15 protein-coding genes and 7 pseudogenes are annotated in these 17,329 nt (G+C 70.2%); 5 read left to right on the top strand and 17 right to left on the bottom strand.

Annotation, left to right across the window (positions count from 1 at the left end):
• Positions 1-385: 385 nt before the first annotated feature.
• From RBJ77_RS14960 to RBJ77_RS14930, 7 genes and pseudogenes are all read right to left on the bottom strand, one after another.
• The gene (locus RBJ77_RS14960) at positions 386-700 is read right to left on the bottom strand and encodes a hypothetical protein (protein WP_372345478.1); all 315 of its coding nucleotides are present in this window, start codon (positions 698-700) and stop codon (positions 386-388) included.
• Complete coding sequence (locus RBJ77_RS14955; RefSeq protein ID WP_372345477.1) at positions 697-906, bottom strand: hypothetical protein; 210 nt, start codon at positions 904-906, stop codon at positions 697-699. The genes RBJ77_RS14960 and RBJ77_RS14955 overlap by 4 nt, the downstream gene beginning before the upstream one ends.
• The gene (locus RBJ77_RS14950; RefSeq protein WP_372345476.1) at positions 815-1,306 is read right to left on the bottom strand and encodes a family 1 glycosylhydrolase; all 492 of its coding nucleotides are present in this window, start codon (positions 1,304-1,306) and stop codon (positions 815-817) included. The genes RBJ77_RS14955 and RBJ77_RS14950 overlap by 92 nt, the downstream gene beginning before the upstream one ends.
• 79 nt (positions 1,307-1,385) lie before the next feature.
• Positions 1,386-2,280: pseudogene (locus RBJ77_RS14945) on the bottom strand (carbohydrate ABC transporter permease).
• Position 2,281: 1 nt separating this feature from the next.
• A pseudogene (locus tag RBJ77_RS14940) lies at positions 2,282-3,144 on the bottom strand (carbohydrate ABC transporter permease); the annotation flags it as partial.
• Positions 3,145-3,507: 363 nt separating this feature from the next.
• Positions 3,508-4,089, bottom strand: a complete 582-nt coding sequence (locus RBJ77_RS14935; RefSeq protein WP_372345485.1) for a hypothetical protein — start codon at positions 4,087-4,089, stop codon at positions 3,508-3,510.
• A 67-nt stretch (positions 4,090-4,156) separates the two neighbouring features.
• Positions 4,157-4,453 (bottom strand): annotated as a pseudogene (locus RBJ77_RS14930) (ABC transporter substrate-binding protein); the annotation flags it as partial.
• A 412-nt stretch (positions 4,454-4,865) separates the two neighbouring features.
• Here RBJ77_RS14930 and RBJ77_RS14925 point away from each other — a divergent pair.
• Entirely contained in the window at positions 4,866-5,156 is a 291-nt protein-coding gene (locus tag RBJ77_RS14925) for a hypothetical protein (RefSeq protein ID WP_372345475.1), read from the top strand.
• 491 nt (positions 5,157-5,647) lie between these two features.
• Positions 5,648-5,764, top strand: coding sequence for a hypothetical protein (locus RBJ77_RS14920; protein WP_372345474.1), 117 nt, complete (start codon positions 5,648-5,650; stop codon positions 5,762-5,764).
• Between the two features lie 997 nt (positions 5,765-6,761).
• On the opposite strand, the gene RBJ77_RS14915 is transcribed toward RBJ77_RS14920, so the two are convergent.
• The 10 genes and pseudogenes from RBJ77_RS14915 to RBJ77_RS14870 form a co-directional block, all read right to left on the bottom strand.
• The gene (locus RBJ77_RS14915; protein WP_372345473.1) at positions 6,762-7,004 is read right to left on the bottom strand and encodes a hypothetical protein; all 243 of its coding nucleotides are present in this window, start codon (positions 7,002-7,004) and stop codon (positions 6,762-6,764) included.
• Entirely contained in the window at positions 7,004-7,207 is a 204-nt protein-coding gene (locus RBJ77_RS14910; protein ID WP_372345472.1) for a hypothetical protein, read from the bottom strand. The genes RBJ77_RS14915 and RBJ77_RS14910 overlap by 1 nt, the downstream gene beginning before the upstream one ends.
• A 505-nt stretch (positions 7,208-7,712) precedes the next feature.
• Positions 7,713-8,165, bottom strand: coding sequence for a hypothetical protein (locus RBJ77_RS14905; protein ID WP_372345471.1), 453 nt, complete (start codon positions 8,163-8,165; stop codon positions 7,713-7,715).
• Between the two features lie 531 nt (positions 8,166-8,696).
• Positions 8,697-9,474: pseudogene (locus RBJ77_RS14900) on the bottom strand (succinate dehydrogenase/fumarate reductase iron-sulfur subunit); the annotation flags it as partial.
• Positions 9,471-9,869 carry a hypothetical protein gene (locus tag RBJ77_RS14895; protein ID WP_372345484.1) on the bottom strand — a complete coding sequence of 133 codons (399 nt, stop codon included), beginning with the start codon at positions 9,867-9,869 and terminating at the stop codon, positions 9,471-9,473. The pseudogene RBJ77_RS14900 and the gene RBJ77_RS14895, both read right to left, overlap by 4 nt.
• Positions 9,870-9,904: 35 nt before the next feature.
• Positions 9,905-10,231, bottom strand: a complete 327-nt coding sequence (locus tag RBJ77_RS14890; RefSeq protein ID WP_372345483.1) for a hypothetical protein — start codon at positions 10,229-10,231, stop codon at positions 9,905-9,907.
• A gap of 440 nt (positions 10,232-10,671) precedes the next feature.
• The gene (locus tag RBJ77_RS14885) at positions 10,672-10,872 is read right to left on the bottom strand and encodes a hypothetical protein (RefSeq protein ID WP_372345470.1); all 201 of its coding nucleotides are present in this window, start codon (positions 10,870-10,872) and stop codon (positions 10,672-10,674) included.
• The gene (locus RBJ77_RS14880; RefSeq protein WP_372345482.1) at positions 10,866-11,102 is read right to left on the bottom strand and encodes an FAD-binding protein; all 237 of its coding nucleotides are present in this window, start codon (positions 11,100-11,102) and stop codon (positions 10,866-10,868) included. The genes RBJ77_RS14885 and RBJ77_RS14880 overlap by 7 nt, the downstream gene beginning before the upstream one ends.
• Before the next feature lie 85 nt (positions 11,103-11,187).
• Positions 11,188-11,259 (bottom strand): annotated as a pseudogene (locus tag RBJ77_RS14875) (hypothetical protein); the annotation flags it as partial.
• Between the two features lie 153 nt (positions 11,260-11,412).
• A pseudogene (locus RBJ77_RS14870) lies at positions 11,413-12,235 on the bottom strand (hypothetical protein); the annotation flags it as partial.
• A gap of 1,180 nt (positions 12,236-13,415) precedes the next feature.
• Here RBJ77_RS14870 and RBJ77_RS14865 point away from each other — a divergent pair.
• From RBJ77_RS14865 to RBJ77_RS14855, 3 genes and pseudogenes are all read left to right on the top strand, one after another.
• Positions 13,416-13,907, top strand: a complete 492-nt coding sequence (locus RBJ77_RS14865) for a hypothetical protein (RefSeq protein ID WP_372345469.1) — start codon at positions 13,416-13,418, stop codon at positions 13,905-13,907.
• A gap of 179 nt (positions 13,908-14,086) precedes the next feature.
• On the top strand, positions 14,087-14,482 hold the full coding sequence (locus RBJ77_RS14860; RefSeq protein ID WP_372345468.1) for a hypothetical protein: 396 nt from the start codon (positions 14,087-14,089) through the stop codon (positions 14,480-14,482).
• Between the two features lie 1,524 nt (positions 14,483-16,006).
• A pseudogene (locus tag RBJ77_RS14855) lies at positions 16,007-17,197 on the top strand (GTP-binding protein); the annotation flags it as partial.
• Positions 17,198-17,329: the final 132 nt, after the last annotated feature.

Genomic DNA, 17,329 nt, shown 5'->3' with positions numbered 1-17,329 from the left:
CGTACGCCTCGGGCGGCGTTCTGGCCTGTGCCGTTCCGGACGGTCGTGGGGTGGGTGCGGTCCCGGCTGCGCGGGCACCCACCGGAGGGCAGGCCGGCCGGAGGACCGGCCGGGGGTCGAGGCGGCAGGGCCTTCTCGTGGCCCAGGCCGCCGAGCCAGACGCCCGCCCGCCTTGGGGGTGCGCTCGAAGGTCTCGGGGTCGACGGAGATGAGGCCGAAGGTCGCCTTGTAGGTGCCCCACTCGTAGCTGTCGAGGGCGCTCCAGGCCGAGGTAGCCGCGGACGTCGAGACCGTCGTCGAGACAGGCGGCGACGGCGTCGAGCGCCCCGCGTAGTAGTCGACGCGGCGGTCCTCGTCGCCGGTGGCGATCCGTTCTCGGTGACGATCAGGGGCACGTCGGGGCCGACCAGCTCGGCGGTGTGCCGCAGGGCGTACCCGACGGCGGCGGGGTAGTACTCCACTGCGTCAGGGTCCGCTCGGCGTCGGCCGGGGCCGGGATGGGACCGTCGGCGCCGATCTTCGTCCGGGTGTAGGACTGCACGCCGATCAGTCGTCGCCGCGGGCCGCCTCGATGAAGACGTCCTCGCGCGGCGCGCTGTAGGCGGCGGTGACGTCCTCGGCGCCCGGCAGCCTGGTAGACCTGGTTGGCTATCGTCCAGCCGACCTGGATCCCGGCGTCGATGGAGCGGACCGCCTTCACCGCGGCGTGGTGCGCGGCGATGACGGCATGCGCCGTCTCCCTCGTCGGGGAAGGGCAGACCGGCGGGCGGAAGCCCCTGGTCGCCGCGCTTGGCCAGCCCCGCCATCACGGCGATCATGTTCGCGCTCGTTGATGGTGCACACGTGGCGCACCCCGTCGGCGAAGATCGGCGCGCACTCCTCGACGTACCGCGCGAAGAGCTCCACGGCCCCGTCGGCGGTCCACCCGCCGAAGTCCTCGAGACCACTGGGGGACGGTGAAGTGGTGCAGCGTCACCATCGGCCGCAGCCCCGCGGGCGACGGCGCCCTCCACCATCCGCCGGTAGTGCGCGATCTCGGCCACGCAGAGTAGCCACGGACGGGCTCGATGCGGGCCCACTCGACGCTGAACCGGTAGTCGGTGAAGCCGAGTTCGGCCAGCAGGTCCATGTCCTGCTCCCAGCGGTGGTAGCTGTCGCAGGCGTCCAGGCTCGGCTCCTGGATCCCGGCCGCCGGGTCGTGCCCTGCGCCACCAGTCGCTGTTGACGTTGTTGTCTCGATCTGGTGCGCGGCGGTGGAGGCGCCCCAGAGGAAGCCGTCCGGGAAGGGGGTCCAGGCGTGCGTCATCGTCAGCTCAGTCCTTCTGTGAAGCGTGTGGGAGCAAGTGGGGAGGGCCGTCCGGCGGCCGGTGCGCCGGGTGCGCCGCCTACTTCATGCCGGCGGTCGCGATGCCCTGGGTGAAGTGCCGCTGCAGGACCGCGAAGACGAGCAGCACGGGCAGGACGACGAGCAGCGAGCCCGCCATCAGCATGCCGTTGCCGCCGCCCACCGTGCGGTCCGGGTCGTTCGCGAAGGTCGCGAGCGCCACCGGGAGCGTGTACTTGTCGGGGTCGTTGGTCGCGATGAGCGGCCAGGATGAAGTTGTTCCACGACCCGAGGAAGGTGAAGATCGTCAGCGTCGCGAGGGCGGGCTTGACCAGCGGAAGCACGATCCGCCAGAAGATGTACCACTCGCCGGCGCCGTCCATCGGGCCGCTTCCAGCAGCTCGTCGGGGATGGTCACCATGAACTGCCGCATCAGGAAGACCCGAAGGCCCCGGCCGCGAAGGGCAGGACGAGTCCGGCGTAGCTGTCCAGCAGGTTCAGCTTGTTCATCAGCACGTACAGCGGAAGGGATCATGAGGCTGCGGCACCATCAGGGCGGCGAGCACCACGCCGAAGACCTTCGAGCGGGCCGCTGAAGTTCAGCTTCGCCAGCGCATAGCCGAGCATCGAGCAGAACAGCAGATTGCATTACGGTCACGAGCACCGCGACGATCAGCGAGTTCAGGAAGTAGTAGCGCGGCATGTCGAGCTGGTCGAGCAGATCGGTGAAGTTCTGCAGGGTCCAGGTCGACGGGATCCACACCGGCGGGCCTCGCGGTCAGGTCCTTCTTGGTCTTGAAGGCGCTGAGCGCCATCCACAGGAAGGGCGCGGACATGACCAGCAGCCCGAGCGAGGCGACCACGTGCAGCAGCGGCAGCGGACGAACACCGCGGGGCGCGGGCCGTCCGGGACAGATGAGGGAGCGGGCGGGGGCGGTGGCCTGCTGAGTGCTCACTCGTGTTGTCCTTCATCAGTCGCAGCTGCAGCACCGTGATGCCCATGATCACCACGAACAGGACGTACGCCATGGCACTCGCGTAGCCCATGTGGAAGAAGTTGAAGCCCTCGCGGTACATGTCGAGCGACACCGTCAGCGTGGAGTCCGACGGCCCGCCCTGCGTCATCACGAACGGCTCCTCGAAGACGTTCAGATAGCCGATCGTGGTGATGACCGTGGCGCGGCAGCAGCGTCGGCCGCAGCAGCGGCATCGGTGATGCGCCGCAGCCCTGCCAGGCGCTGGCGCCGTCCAGCCGGGCGGCCTCCCGGACCTCGGTCGGGATGGCCTGCAGACCGGCGATCATCAGGACCATGACGGTGCCCATGCTTGCGCCACACCGCCATCGCGATGAGGGACGGCATGGCCCAGGTCTCCCGAGCCGAGGAAGTCCGGTGTGGAGAAGCCGAGTTCCGCGCCCAGTCCGGCGATCAGACCGTCCGACGGGTCGAGACACGAACCGCCAGACGATCGCCACGGCGACGATGGTCGTGACCACGGGGGCGTAGAAGCCGACGCGGAAGAAGGTGCGCGCCCGGTCGATGCCGTTGTTCAGCAGGATCGCCAATGAGCAGGCCGAGCACGATGGTCAGCGGCACCCCGACGACGACGAAGTAGGCGGTGCTGAACAGGGCCTTGAGGAACTTGTCGTCGCCGAACAGCTGGACGTAGCTGTCGAAGCCGACGAACTTGGCCTCCAGCGGCCGGGTGACGTTGTGCGTCCCGAAGTCGGTGAAGCTCATCAGGAGCGTCGCGACGATCGGGAAGAGCATGAAGACGCTGAACAGCACCAGGAAGGGGGTGGAGAACAGCCAGCCGGCCAGGTTCCTGCTTCCCCATCGAGCGCTTCTTCCCGCGCCTTTCTGCTCGCCTGGGGCTGGGGCCTGACGGCCCTGGACCGCACGGGGGTGGGCCGCTCTGCTGCGGCACCGGGTGTCGTGGTGGACGACATGGTCTCGCCCCTTTCGGACCGGTTGCTCGCGCGACGGTGCTGCTCGGCGCGGGCGATCGCGGGTGGTTACTTCACGAGGCTTTCGATCTCAGCCCTGGGCCTTGTCGAGCGCCGCCTCGCGGGAGGACTTGCCCTGGGTGACCGACTCGGATGGCCGAGTCGGACCTTCGGAGGTGATCTCCGTCCACTTGCTGGACCGGGAGACCTCCGCGACTCCATCTGGGCCTTCCAGACCTCATGTTCGGGTCGGTGGCGAGCCTCGCCGGGACTTCCAGGCGCTGACGTTGGCCGGGAGGTCCTTGGTCCGCTTGGAACCCAGTCGGCCTGGCCCTCGGTGCCCAGTGAGGTTCTTGACGAGCTCCTTCTGCGGCGGCCTTGTGCCTCGCTGTCCGCGGAGATGGCCAGGCGGAGCCGCCGGCCATGGAGGCGGAGGATCTCCGTCGGTGGGGACGTTCGCGACGCCCCACTTGCCCTTGAGGTCCGGGTAGTTGTCGTCGATCAGGCCCATCATCCAGGGGCCGCTGAAGAACATCGGGACGGAGCCCGAGTTGAAGTCCTTCGTCACGCCGTAGCCGGGGGCGACGGACTCTCGCTCAGACCCTTCTTGAAGTAACTGCCGTAGTTCTCCAGGGCCTTGACGGCGGTTCGGGTCTGTTGACGACGGCCTTGCCGTCCTGCTGACGATCTCGCCGCCGGCCGAGTACAGGAACTGGTAGAAGCTCTGCACCGTGTCCAGGTTCTTCGGCTGGATGGACAGGCCCCACTCGGTGCCGGCCTTCTTCTGGTACGCGGTGGCGGCCTGCTGCAGCTCGGCCATCGTGGCCGGGGCCTTCGATGCCGGCCTTCTTGGCGAGGTCGGTGCGGTAGAAGAGGACGCGGGTGTCGACGTACCACGGCACGCCGTAGGTCTTGCCGTCGACCGTGCCCTGGTCCCAGCCCGCCGGGAAGTAGTCCTTCTCGTCGAGAAGACCTTGGTGTCGACCGGCCCAGGGCGCCCATGTCGGCGAACTTCGCCCATGTAGCTCCCGCCCATCTGCATGACGTCGGGAGCTTGCCCGCCGCGGCGGCGGACACCAGCTTCTGGTGGCGACGTCCCAGCCGATGGGGGTGACCTTGACCGTGATGTTCGTTGGCCTTTCGTAGACCTTGGCGACGTCCCGAGCTTCGCCCTCGGTCCCCATCGCCCACACGGTGAGGGTCTGCGTCGTCGGCGGCCACGCCACTGCCGCCGGAGCCGCCGCACGCGGTGAGAGTGAGTGGCCGCCGCGGCTGCGATGGCGACCGAAGCGATTCCAGGCGTTGCGGCATGGACGGCCCTCCTTGAGCATTTCCTGATGCATGCGCCAGCCCGTAAGCCGCACATCACTCTGCGCAGGTCGATGTGGCAAGAGGGGTCTTGGTCACACTCCCGTAACGCAAGCCATCCCAGGTCGCAACGTGCCCGGGCGAATCGCCCAAGACGTTTGCGAACCGAAAGTATCTGGATTCTGCCCTGACTCGGTGCGGTCCACTTCGGGAAGTGGGTCCCGGGGGCCGGTGCGTGCCAGGTCAGACGCGCGACATGATCCACCGGGTATGTCTAAGGTCACGCGCATGACATCGACGCTCGTGCACGACTTCCCGTTCGACCGTCCTACGGGCGGACCCTCGACGATCTGCTCCAGCATCCCGGGCCCCCCGGTGCGCCCGAGGACCCTTGACGACTTCTGGCGCGCGCAGTACCGGGCGGCGCTCGAGGTGGCGCCCGAGCCGCAGGTCGGACGGCTCGTCGAGGAGCGCGACGTGCGGGTCTTCGAGGTGTCGCACGCGTCCGTGGGCGGCGTCCGGGTGAGCGGCTGGCTGGTGCCGCCCGCGGAGGGGCCGGCCGAGCACGGCCCGTCATAGGCCACGGGTACGGGGGACGGGACGCGGTCAGGCCCGAGGTGCCAGCGCCGACGCCGCGGTCCGCGGCGATCCTGCCCCTGCGTACGGGGCATGGGGGAGCGGACCCTGCTTCCCGGCGTGCCGTCCGTGTCGGGCGAGCACGCTGCACGGGGATCGAGTCGCGGGAGTCGTACGTCATCGGGGTGCGTCGCCGATCTGTGGACGGCGGCGACGGCGTTGCTCGAACTCGTCCCCGAACTGGGGGAGTCGGCGGACAGCAGGCCCCGCCTCGGCTACCTCGGCGAGCTTCGGGTAATACTGGGGCGCCTGCGCTGCCGGGACGAGCGGTTCGCGGCGGGGCAGTTGATGGTTCCACGTTCGGCAACCATCCGCTGCGGCTGACGCTGAGATGACCGGGGAGCGGGTGGCGTGCGGCGTCATCACGCCACGCATCCCGAAGTCGTCGACGTGCCCGGTACTTCGACGCGGCGACGGCGGCGACGCGGGTGCGGGTGCCCACGCTGGTGGCGGCGGCCCTGTTCGACCTGTCCGTGCCGCCGCCCGGGCAGTTCGCGGTGTTCAACGGGCTGGGGACGGGCGTGAGTCACGTTCCCGAGGGGCACCCTTGAGTGGGGCGGGCTGACGCGGAGCGTAATCGGCTGGACGCGGCTGTGCAGTTCTTGGGCGGGTGTTGCTAGGGCCGGCCGTCCTGGTTGGCCGGGACCGTGGCTGAGCCCCGGGCGCTGGCCCCGACCCCGCCTCCTCAATCGCCGGAGGGGCTTCTCTGATCGGGGGTGTGGTTGGTTGGACGTTTCTGTTGGGCGGCCCCGGGGCTGAGCTCACGTGGCTGAGCCTCGCGGGGCGCTGCCCCGGGCCCTGCTCTCAACGCCCGGGAGGGGCTTGATCGGATCGAGGGGGGCACGGTTCTCCGGGGGCAGACGCGTACGAGACGGAGAGGGGACGGTCCGGGTATGTGCGCTGGCAGCCTGGCCCCGGGTGACTGGTGCGGTCATCGGTCGACGGTTCGCGTGAGATGGCGAGCATCGGACATGCCCGGGCGGCCCTGGACCCGACCACGCACCTGTCGGGACCGGCGATCAGCCGCCACGCAGCCCCGGGACGGCCACCTCCACCCTCGCGCGAACCCCACTGCCCTGCACCCGGCGACCAGCGCCGCAGCCAATCAGCCGCGCCCCCGTATCAAGCCCTCCCTCCGGCGATTGAGGAGCAGGGGCCTGGGGCCGGGGGCGCGCCCGACCCCCACTCGCAGCAACCGGAAACTAAACCGCCACCCCACACCCACAACTACCCCGCCGCACCACGGACACCGAAGCATCACGACACCGGGTCGCCCCCGTGAGTCCCGGTGAGGCGGCGGACCAGGAGTTCCACCGCCTCGCCCATCCGCCGCATCGGCTGCCGCACAGTGGTGAGCGCCGGCCGCACCAGACGACTGAGGGCGATGCCACGAAACCGGTGACGGCGACGTCCTCCGGGACGCGTGTACGCCCTGCCGTTCCAGGGTGTGCAGCGCCCGACCGCCATCTGTCATTGGCGAAGAGCAGCGCTCCGGGCGCCCCCGGCCCGGTCGAGCAGGGCGTCGGCCGCCCGCGCCCTCCGCCTGGGTCATCCCGACCCGCAGGTCCGGCTCGGGGTCATCCGATGCCCGCGGCCCGGCACGCCTCCACGTACCCCGGAAGCGCGCCTCGACGTCCGGCAGACTCCCTCCGCGGAGCCGACGTACGCGAGCCGCCGCAGCCCGTGGTCCTCGATGAGGTGCCGGGTCAGCTCGCGCTGGCCGTCGGCGTTCGCGACCTCGATGTGGTCGAGGTGATCGAGGTGGTCGTCCTCCCGCGGCCCCGCCAGCATCACCACCGGCTGCCGCCGCGATGACCTCCAGCTCCTCCGTGGGGATGGGTCCGGGCGAGCACCGTGAACCCGTCGACCCGCCCGGCCACCTTCGCCACCAGGCTCTCCGGCCCGCCCTTCAGGGACGCCGCGATGAGCAGCGCGTACCTGCGGCGGCGCGCGGCGCGCTCCATGCCGCGGATGATCTGGTCGGAGTAGAGCATCGCGGCGTCGTCGTCCGCCCCGTCTGCCTCGGTCGCTCCCGGCCTCCGCTGACCCTGGCGTCCGGGTCGGAGTAGTCGAAGCGCTGCGCCGAGCACGCCGGTGGAGCGGCTGGCGAGGCCGCGGGCGTTGCCGCGCGCGCACGTAGCGCCGAGCTCGCGGGCGGCGGCCAGGACCCGTTCGCGGGTCTGGGCGCGGACCGAGTCGGGGTTGCGGTAGACCCGGAGACGGTGGCGATGGAGACGCCGCGGATCGTTCGGCGACGTCGTACACCGTGGGGCTGTGCTCACTGGGTGGTACCCCGAGTCTGCGGTCAGCGGGATGCGAGCGGACGCCGGCGCATGGGCGCAGGCGAAGGAACGCACGTGGATGTCAGTGAATGAAAGCGCATTCACTCTAGGTCGGTACCCTCGACGTGAGCAAGGTCAGGGCCCCACCCGGCTCAGGGCCCCACCGGCTCAGGGCTTACCCTCGGCTCAGGCCCCACCGGCTCAGGGTCCCACCGGGTCAGGGCCACAGCAGCAGTCTGGGCCAGCCTGCCGGTGCGTCCTGGTCGCCGGGGCGCATGCCCGACTCCGTGCTGTTCTTCCACGTCATGGAGACGACCGTGCCGCCGTCGCCGACCGTCACCTTCGAACCGGCGAACCGCTCGCCCGCCGCCGTCTCTCCCGCGGAGCTTTGCCGGCCACCTTTCTCCGCGGCCGCCGCGGACGGGGTCACGACGGGGAGGGCGTCTCCGTCGGGGCGGCGGCGGTCTTCGCGCGGCTGCCGATGCCGAGCAGGGTGACGCCCTGCTTGCGGTACGCGGCGCGCTTCCGTACAGGGACGCCCGCACACGTCGTCGCCCAGGCAGTCGACGGCCTTCCGATACGCGGCGTCGTCCGTCACGGCGCGGTCCGGCGGGTCGAGCGGGAGCGGGACCGCGTCGTCGGTCAGCTTCGTGGTGCGCCGAGCTGACACGTCGACGTCGGCCTGCCCCTTCTTGCGCAGCCGGACGGCGCCGTCGTCGTCCGTCGCCCGGTAGCCGCGCTTTCGTCATCGCGGGCGCGCACCGCGGCCACGTCGAAGTCGCCGGTGAGCCGCTGGCCGTGGCCATTGCTCAGCAGGAGCGAGGTCGCCACGTCCTTCCCGTCGAAGCCGTAGGAGGGCCGCACGCGCATCGGCGGTGTAGGGACGGCCGGTCAGCCTGATGATCCCGTAGCCGTCCAGCGACCGGTACACCTTCCTGCCCGTGCCGACGAGCCGGCGCGCTGCCGTGACGTCCGTGTATGTGACGACCTGCCCGGCCGCCGACGGGGGCACCGCGGACAGCGCCGCCGTCAGCCCCCGCCCGCCGCCGTTCTCCGAGTCGTCCCCGGCGCCGCACGACACACGCTCTCCGTGCCCAGCACTCTGACGAGCACCGGCACCACGTACCTCAGGGTCACCATCCGCATGCGCGGCAGTCTGGCACGCGGGCATGACAAGGGGGGCCGGGGACGGTCCTACTCGCTTGCGGCGCCTGATCTTGTTGCCCAGCCAGACCACCGGGTCGTGCCTTCCGGTCGGCGGCCCGCTCCTGAGGGGGATCAGCGCGTTGTCCGTGATCTTGATGCCCTCCGGGCAGACCTCCGTGCAGCACTTGGTGATGTTGCAGTAGCCGAGGCCGTGCTCGTCCTGCGCCGTGGTCTTGCGGTCGAGGCCGGAGTCGGCCGCGGCGTCCAGCGGATGCATGTCGAGCTCCGCGACCCGCATCAGGAACCGCGGACCGGCGAACGCGGCTTGTTCTCCGTGGTCACGCACCACGTGGCAGGTGTCCTGGCACAGGAAGCACTCGATGCACTTGCGGGAACTCCTGCGACCGGTCGACGTCCTCCTGCATCATCCGGTACCGCCCGGCCCGACCCCCTGCGGCGGCACGAAGGCGGCACCTCGCGGGCCTTCGTGTAGTTGAACCCGACGTCGGTGACGAGGTCCCGGACGACGGGGGAACGCATGCAGCGGCGTCACCGTGATGACGTCCCTCCCGGCCGAACACCGACATCCGGGTCAGTGCACATCAGGCGCGGCCGCCTGTTGATCTCGGCCGAGCACGAACCGCACTCTGCCCGCCTTGCAGTTCCAGCGGACCGCCAGGTCGGGGGCCTGCGTCGCCTGCAGCCTGTGGATGATGTCGAGGACGACCTCGCCCTCGTTCACCTCGACCTCGAAGTCCTCCGAGGCCGCCGCCGCCGACGTCACCCCGCCACACCCTGAAGTGCGCCTCGTACGCGCTCGCGGTCGCGGTCACTCGAAAAGCTCCTCTTCGGCCAGGTACTTCACCAGCTCCTCCTTCTCGAAGAGGGCGAGCAGGTCGGGGGCGGATGGGCTCGGTGGTCTCCCGGCGCAGGCTGATCTGACCGCGCACCGGATCCGTGGCCGCCAACCCGCCCGTGGGGTCCCGGAGTTGGCACAGCAGATTGATCCGGCGCCAGTCCCGGTCCATCGCCCCGTGGTCCTCCCGGGTGTGGCCGCCGCGGGACCCGTGCGCTCCAGGGCGGCGCGCGCGACGCACTCGCTGACCAGCGGCATGTTGCGCAGGTCGAGCGCGAGGTGCCAGCCGGGTTGAATCTGCCGGTGCCCTCGACCCCGGCCCGCCGCGCCCGCACCCGCAGGTCCGCGAGCTTGCGCAGCGCCTCCCTCCATCTCGGCCTCGCGGCGGATGATGCCGACCAGGTCGTTCATGGTCTGCTGGAGTTCCTGGTGCAGCGTGTACGGGCTTTCGGGGACGGTGCCCTCCTCCCGGGCCCCTCGGCCGAGAAGGGGCGCAGCGCCCGGCCGCCGCGGTGTCGATCTGCAGCCCGGACACGGCCGGCCGGTCGGCTGCCGCGGCGGCGTGCGTCGCCGCGTGCAGCCCGGCCCGCCGGCCGAACACCAGCAGGTCCGAGAGGGAGTTGCCGCCGAGCCGGTTGGAGCCGGTGCATCCCGCCGGCCACCTCGCCGGCCGCGAAGAGCCTCGGGACGCCGCGGGCGGCGGCGGTGTCCGAGTCGACCGCGATGCCGCCCATCACGTAGCGGCAGGTCGGCCTGACCTCCATGGCCTCGGCCGTGATGTCGACGTCCGCCAGCTCTGAACTGGTGGTACATGGACGGCAGCCGGCGCCGGATCACCCTCGGCCGGCATCCTGCCGACACGTCGAGGAACACCCGCCGTGCGGCGATCCGCGCCCGGCCTTCACCTCGGCGTTGATGGCCCGGGCGACCCGTCGCGGGGCAGCAGTTCGGGGGCCGCCGGTTGTGGTCCGGGTCGTCGTACCAGCGGTCGCCCTCGGCCTCCGACTCCGCGTACTTCTCCTTGAAGACGTCGGGGGATGTAGTCGAACATGAACCGCTTGCCCTCGGAGTTCTTGAGCACCCGCCGTCGCCGCGCACGGACTCGGTGACGAGGATGCCCTTCACCGACGGCGGCCAGACCATGCCGGTCGGATGGAACCGCACGAACCCATGTTCAGCAGCGAGCCCCGGCGAGCAGCGCGAGCGCGTGCCCGTCGCCGGTGTACTCCCAGGAGTTCGACGTCACCTTGAAGGACTTCTGCTGATGCCGCCGGTGGCGAGGACGACGCTCGGCGCCTCCAGGACAGAAGAACCGTCCGCTCTCCCGCTCGTAGCAGAAGGCGCCGGAGACCTGGCCCTCGTCGTCCTTCAACACTCCGTGTGACGGTGCACTCCTGAAAGACCTTCAGGCGCGCCTCGTAGTCCCTGAACTCCTTCTTGTCCCTCCTGCTGCAGCGCCACGATCTTCTGCTGGAGCGTGCGGATGAGTTCGAGGCCGGTGCGGTCGCCGACGTGCGCGAGGCGCGGGTACCCGTGTCCGCCGAAGTTGCGCTGTGAGATCCGCCCGTCCTTCGTCCGGTCGAAGAGGGCGCCCCAGGTCTCCAGCTCCCAGACGCGGTCGGTGCCCGGTCGCGTGCAGCTCGGCCATCCGCCACTGGTTGAGGAACTTGCCGCCGCGCATCGTGTCGCGGAAGTGGACCTGCCAGTTGTCCCCGGAGTTCACGTTGCCCATGGCGGCCGCGATGCCGCCCTCCGCCATCACCGTATGGGCCTTGCCGAACAGGGACTTGCAGATCACGGCGGTACGAGCACTTGCTCGCGCGCCCGATCGCCGCCCGCAGTCCGGCGCCACTGGCCTCCTCACCACGACAACATCCCACTGCTGCCGCCCACCACAGTCATCAGAACAACCTCGATCGTCGAAGGCGCCGGACGCGACTCAGGTACACGTAGAGCCGGCGACCGCCACGCTCACCAACGAGGCCCAGGCGAGCAGCATGTGACGGGCGTTCAGCTTTGCCGACCCAGCCCCAGAGGCGATAGCGCACGGGTGTTTCGAGAAGTGCTTTGAGCCGGCCGCCGATGATGTCGCATCGAGTGGTAGGAGATCGTGTACGCCTGATCACGTGATGTTGACCAGGAACACGAGCGTGCCGAGGCCCATGTGGCTCCCACTCGTAGTGCTCTGTCGCGTGAAGGCGAGCACGGTGTCGTACGTGAGGATGCAGGCCACGAGTACGGCGGCGTAGAAGCAAAGTACTCGTGGACGTTCTGCAGGATCAGCGGGAACTTCTGTCTCACCGCTGTACTTCTTGTGCGGCTCGGCCACCGCGCAGGCCGGCGGCGACGCCCAGAAGCCGCGGTAGTAGGCCCTTTGCGGTAGTAGTGCAGGTCAGCCGGAAGCCGAGCGGGAAGATCAGGATGAGCAGCGTGGGGACAGGCCCCACCAGCTGCCGAAGATCTCCCAGTTGGGGCCGTGCCGCATGGGCTCGCAGTTCTCCGCGAGACACGGCGAGTAGAACGGGGACACGCACGGGGCCGCGTAGTAGTCCGCGTTCGCGAAGGCCCGCCACGTCGAGTACACGACGAAGGCGAACAGGCCCGCGGCGGTCGTGGCCGGGGCCAGCCACCAGCGGTCCGTGCGCAGATGGCGTGGCGATCGCGGCACGGGTCCGGCTTCGGACGCCGGTGCCGCTCGGTAGGGTTTCGGTACTGGTGGGTTCCGTGCCGGTGGCCAAGGAAGCCCTCCGCTCGAAGCGACTGGCCGGGTGTGCGTCAGGCGTGCCGGTCCTGCGCGCCGAGCCCTCGTCGTCCGGGAGTCCGTCCAGCCAGGGAGCTGTCGTACGGGGTGTCGATCGGTCACGAGGTTCTCGGTGCGGCGGGGGTGCTGTTTCGGCGGCGGCGGTCGCGCGCAGCAGGGCCACGCTCTCGCGCAGGTGGTCGGTGTCGGCGCGGACGCGGCGCAGTCCGCCGTCGAGCTGGGGCTGGATGCGGCCCACGGCTCGTGCGAGGTCGTCCACGCAGCGCTGAATGGGCCGTCAGGTCGTCGTTCATGGACATGGCTTGCCCTCACTTCCGCTGGTGCGGCGGGAGATGTCTAGGCGCGCCTGCGAGTGTCGCGCGTCACATTGCTGTTTGTGAAGGGATCCGCGGATTGCTGAAGCGGGAAGTCACGCCCCGCGCCCGCGCCTCCGGGCGGCCGGTTCTTCGTCCGCGGGCCCCGTTGCAGCTGTTGCGTAGCTCCCTGGGCGCCCTGATCGCCTGCCGTGTGGCGGCTGGTTCTTCGTCTGCGGGTCTCGTCGTGGTTGCTCGCGTAGTTCCCTGCGCCCCGAAACAGGCGCACTCCGTGCGCCGTCCCAGGGTCGCCTGATGGGGCTGCGGCGAAGCCGCATGCCTCAGGGGGCGGGGAAACGGCGCGAGAAGCCCCACCGACCTGCAGCCCGCGACGAAAGCCCCGCCCGGCAGACGCGGTCGGTCTTTGAGGGGCGCGGGGAACGGCGCGAGAAGCTCCCACCGACCCGCGGCCCGCGACGAATCACCAGTCCGGCAGACGCCCAGGGGCGGGGAACGGCGCGCGAAGCCCCACCGACCCGCAGCCCGCGACGAATCACCAGTCCGGCAGACGCCGTCGGTCTTTGAGGGGGCGCGGGGAACTGCGCGAGGAGTCCCGTCGGCCCGCAGACGGAGTCTTAGAGCCGCGCCGGACAGCTTCCTTACATTGGGCTTCCTCGCACGAGTGTTGTGGGAGGCACGCCGGGAAGCGTCGCGGGATCGTGGGAGCGATCCTTCAGTTGGCCGATGGATGGATCAACGACATATACCGCCAAACGTGATCAACCGGCCAGCACCGGAGGTAGACGCCGAGATGCACCCAACCCCCAGGCGCCCAGGCGCAGCCGCCCGCTCGGCCGCGTTTCCGTGAGCGGTGCCCTCGCCGTGACCGCCTCGCGGGTGCGGCGCCGACGACGAGTCCAGCACCCCTCCGCCGGCCAGGACATCGCTCCCGCCGCCCGCGCCCAGCTCAAGCGACGGCGGCACTCCTGCGGTGGGCGATCGACGCCGTGCCGCAGACGCTCAACGCCTCCAGGCCGACGCCGACGCGGGCACCGGCCGGATCACCGGCGCGGGTCCTCCCGGCGATGTTCCGGGCTCGACGCCCAGGGCCGGCCCCAGCGCGACGCCGACTACCTGGAGAAGGCCGAGGTCATCGAGACCGAGCCCAAGCAGGTCGTGCTGTACAAGCTGAACCAGCAGGCGGTGCGGAGCGACGGCCGGGAGATCGGCGCGCTGACTTCGCCGCCCAGTGGCGTGCCCTGGTCCGGCAAGGACTCCGCGTACTGGACGGCCCAGCAACGCGGGCTACGACCGCATCGAGAAAGATCGAGCGCGGCGCCGACGACCTCGAAGTAGCCGGGTCACGTTCTCCAAGCCGTACGCGGACTGGCGCGCCCTGTTCTCGCCGCTGTACCCCAAGCGACGTCATGGGGACGCCGGACAACTTCAACGAGGGCGCGCCGCAAGCTCAAGGTCACGCAGGGCCCGTTCGCCATCGACAGTAGGTCGACCGCGGCGACCAGCAGGTGCACCCCTTGAGCGCAACCCGCGCTGGTGGGGCCTGCCCCGCCAAGTCTCGACAAGCTCGTCCTGAGCGCCGTCCTGCGCCCAGCGGGCCGCCGCGCTCGCCGCCGACAAGCTCGACCTGGCCGACCTCGACGCGGGCGGCGCCGACCGCATCGCGTACGCGGCCCTGCGACAAGAGGCGCCTGGGCCCGTTCGCCCACGGCCCGGCGCGAACTTCACCCTCGGAGCAGGCGCTGCGCTCCTGGGCGATCGTGCACGGCGACGACGAGGAGGCCGCCGACGGGGAGATCGCCGCGCGCGAGAAGACCTGCAAGGCGATCACAAAGTACGCCGCGGAACAGGCGAACCTGCACGGCTTCCAGGTCCGCAAGTCCCTCGAACCGCCTACACCCAGCTCGCCCTGAACGGCTCCGAGGGCCCCCCTCGCCGACGAGCGCGTGCGCCGCGCCGTCGCCCGCGCCCTGACCGCGACCCAGCTCGCCGAGTCCGTCCTCGCCGCCTCGGCCTGCTGGTGCACACCGCCGACAACCACCTCGCCCTCTCGCCGGGCAGGACGGTTACACCGACAACAGCGACGCGCTCGGCGACCAGGACACGGCGGAGGCCCAGGCGCTGCGCTCGCCGAGGCGGGCTGGACGCCGGGCGGCCCGATCACGGAGAAGAAGAAGGAGAAGCCGAAGACGACGGGGCAGCGAGGCCGACCGCGACGCGGCGTCCGCGGAGGACTCCGACGACTCCGGCGGCGACTACGTCGGGCGAGGACGACCAGAAGCCCGCCGACCACGCGCCGCCGCCGCGTCGGCCCTCGAACCCGTCGCAGCCGCCCAGTACGCGGCGCCTGCACCAGGCCGACGCGCTGATGCTCGCGCGCCGCCGACAAGGAGAAGTCGCACTTCCAAGAGCGCCGAGAAGCGCGCCGAGAAGAAGGAGCACGCGGGCCGGAGCTTCAAGAGCGACGCCAAGCGGTACGCGAAGCAGGGCGGCGCCCCGGCGCGTACGCCTCGAGCGGGCACGGCCGCTCCGGCCGGCGCCGCGGCTGGGCCTGCTCGCCAAGGACGGCAGCCGCCGACGCTGCGTCGCTGCAGTCCTGTCGGGACCGGGGCCTGAGCAGCTGCGCACGGTCGCCGACCGGATCACGCGCATGCTGGAGAAGATCGGCATCCGCACGGACGCGTCATGAAGGTCGACGACGAGAGCTACTTCAAGGACCACATCGCGTCCCGGGCCGGGTACGACCTGGCGCTCTCACCGTGGCTCCGCCTCGGCCTACCCGGCCACCGACGCCCGCCCCATCTACGCCAAGCCGATCCCGGCTCGGCCGACTGGTTCGCTCACCGCCGAGCAGAACTACACCCGCCGCAGCACCGCACCACACCGACCAGCTCTTCGACCAGGCCATCGGCGGCGCCTTCTCGGACGCCTGACGAGAGGAGCGGTCTGGTGAAGCACGCCGACGCCCGGATCTGTGGCCGCGGCCGGCTCCATCCCGCTCTACCAGCGGCCTGAGCTGGTCGCCGCCCGGCCGGATCTGGCCAACGCCGGGGCCTTTCGGGTTCCAGGAGCCGGAGGCCGAGGACATCGGCTACCGAAGCCGCGAAGCCGTCCGCCGTCAGGGTCCCCGTCGACCGGCCTCGTAGCTTCCGCGCGGAGGAGCCCGCATGCGGCCGCCTGAGAAGATCTTTTTAGCCTGCAGATCGAGTCGGTCTCCCTTTGCCCGCCGGCTCCACCCGGCGGGCAAGGTTCGTTATACCCGTTGACCTGGTGGTTTTTCCCTGCTGTGCGGCTCACTCCCACCTCCCTGAGGAGCCTCGGCAGGCCCCCACCCGTCAAGCCACGTACCATGGGGTAAGGCCGTGGCGTGTCCAGCTCCGGCAGGGCGCGTATCACGACGGTACGCAGCCGTCCACTCACCTGGAGTATGCCGCAATATGGCCACGCGCCATGTTACATCCGAAACGCGTCGCCATTTGTCGCTGCTCACGTCGACCACGGCAAGACGACCACGCTCGACGCCATGCTCAAGCAGGCCGGCTCCTTCGCCGCGCAGCACGCCGCCGAGTCGCCTGACGATCGCATGATGGACTCGAATGACCTGGAGCGTGAGAAGGGCATCACGATCCTGGCCAAGAACACGGCGGTCAAGTACCACCCGAAGGATGGCGCGCACGTCATCACGATCAACATCATCGACACCCCGGGCCACGCCGACTTCGGTGGCGAGCGTCGAGCGCGGTCTGTCGATGGTCGACGCGGTGGTCCTGCTGTGATTGCCTGAGGTCCGCCCCGCAGACCTGCTTCAGCTCCGCAAGGCGCTCCAGCAGCAGCCTCCCGCAGATCTTCTCAGACCAACAAGATTGAACGCCTGACTTCAGGATCGGACGAGGTCAGTCAACGAGACGTACGACCTCTTCTCCTCGACCTGGACGCGGGACGAGGAGCAGATCGAGTTCCCGGATCGTCTACGCGTGCGCCGTGACGGCATCGCGTCGCTGACCAAGCCGGCTCGACGGCACCATCCCTGGCGACCCACCAACCTGGTTCTTCTCCACGATCCTGGAGCACGTCCCGGCTCCCGACGTACGACGAGAGGCCCCCCTCAGGCGCACGTCACGAACCTGGACGCCGACAACTTCCTCGGCCGCATCGCGCTGCTCGCGTCGAGCAGGGCGAGCTGCGCAAGGGCCAGACCGTCGCGTGGATCAAGCGCGACAGGACGATCCAGAACGTCCGCATCCACCGGCTGATGATGACCGAGGCGCTCACCCGCAAGCCCCGCCGAGGTCGCGGGCGGTGACATCTGCGCCGCCGTGCCGGCATCCCGGACATCATGATCGGCGAGACCCTGGCCGACACGGAGAACTCCGGTCGCGCTGCCGCTCATCACGGTGGACCAGCCGGCCATCTCCATGGACCAGATTTCGCTGCCAACACCTCGCCGCTCGCTCGGCCGGTGGCACGAGCGGGGCGCGGGCCGCCAAGTCGGCCGTCAAGGACCCGCAAGGTCACCGCCCGCCAGGTCAAGGACCGCCTGGACCGCAAGTCTGATCGGTAACGCTCCCGCTCCGGCGTCCTCGACACCGAGCGGTCCCGACGCCTGGGAGGTCCAGGGCCGTGGTGACGCCTCGCGCTCGCCACATCCTGGAGCCGAGCAGATGCGCCGCAGGGTGAAGCGGCGACGAAAATGCAGAGCGTTTCACGATAAATGCGAAAACGGTTAAACACCCAATTGAGGGCCGAAATCCAAAGCACAC

The sequence above is a fragment of the Streptomyces sp. KL116D genome, assembly GCF_030766975.1.
Lineage (GTDB): Bacteria > Actinomycetota > Actinomycetes > Streptomycetales > Streptomycetaceae > Streptomyces > Streptomyces longispororuber_A.
This window is presented reverse-complemented; position numbering and strand designations above follow the sequence as displayed.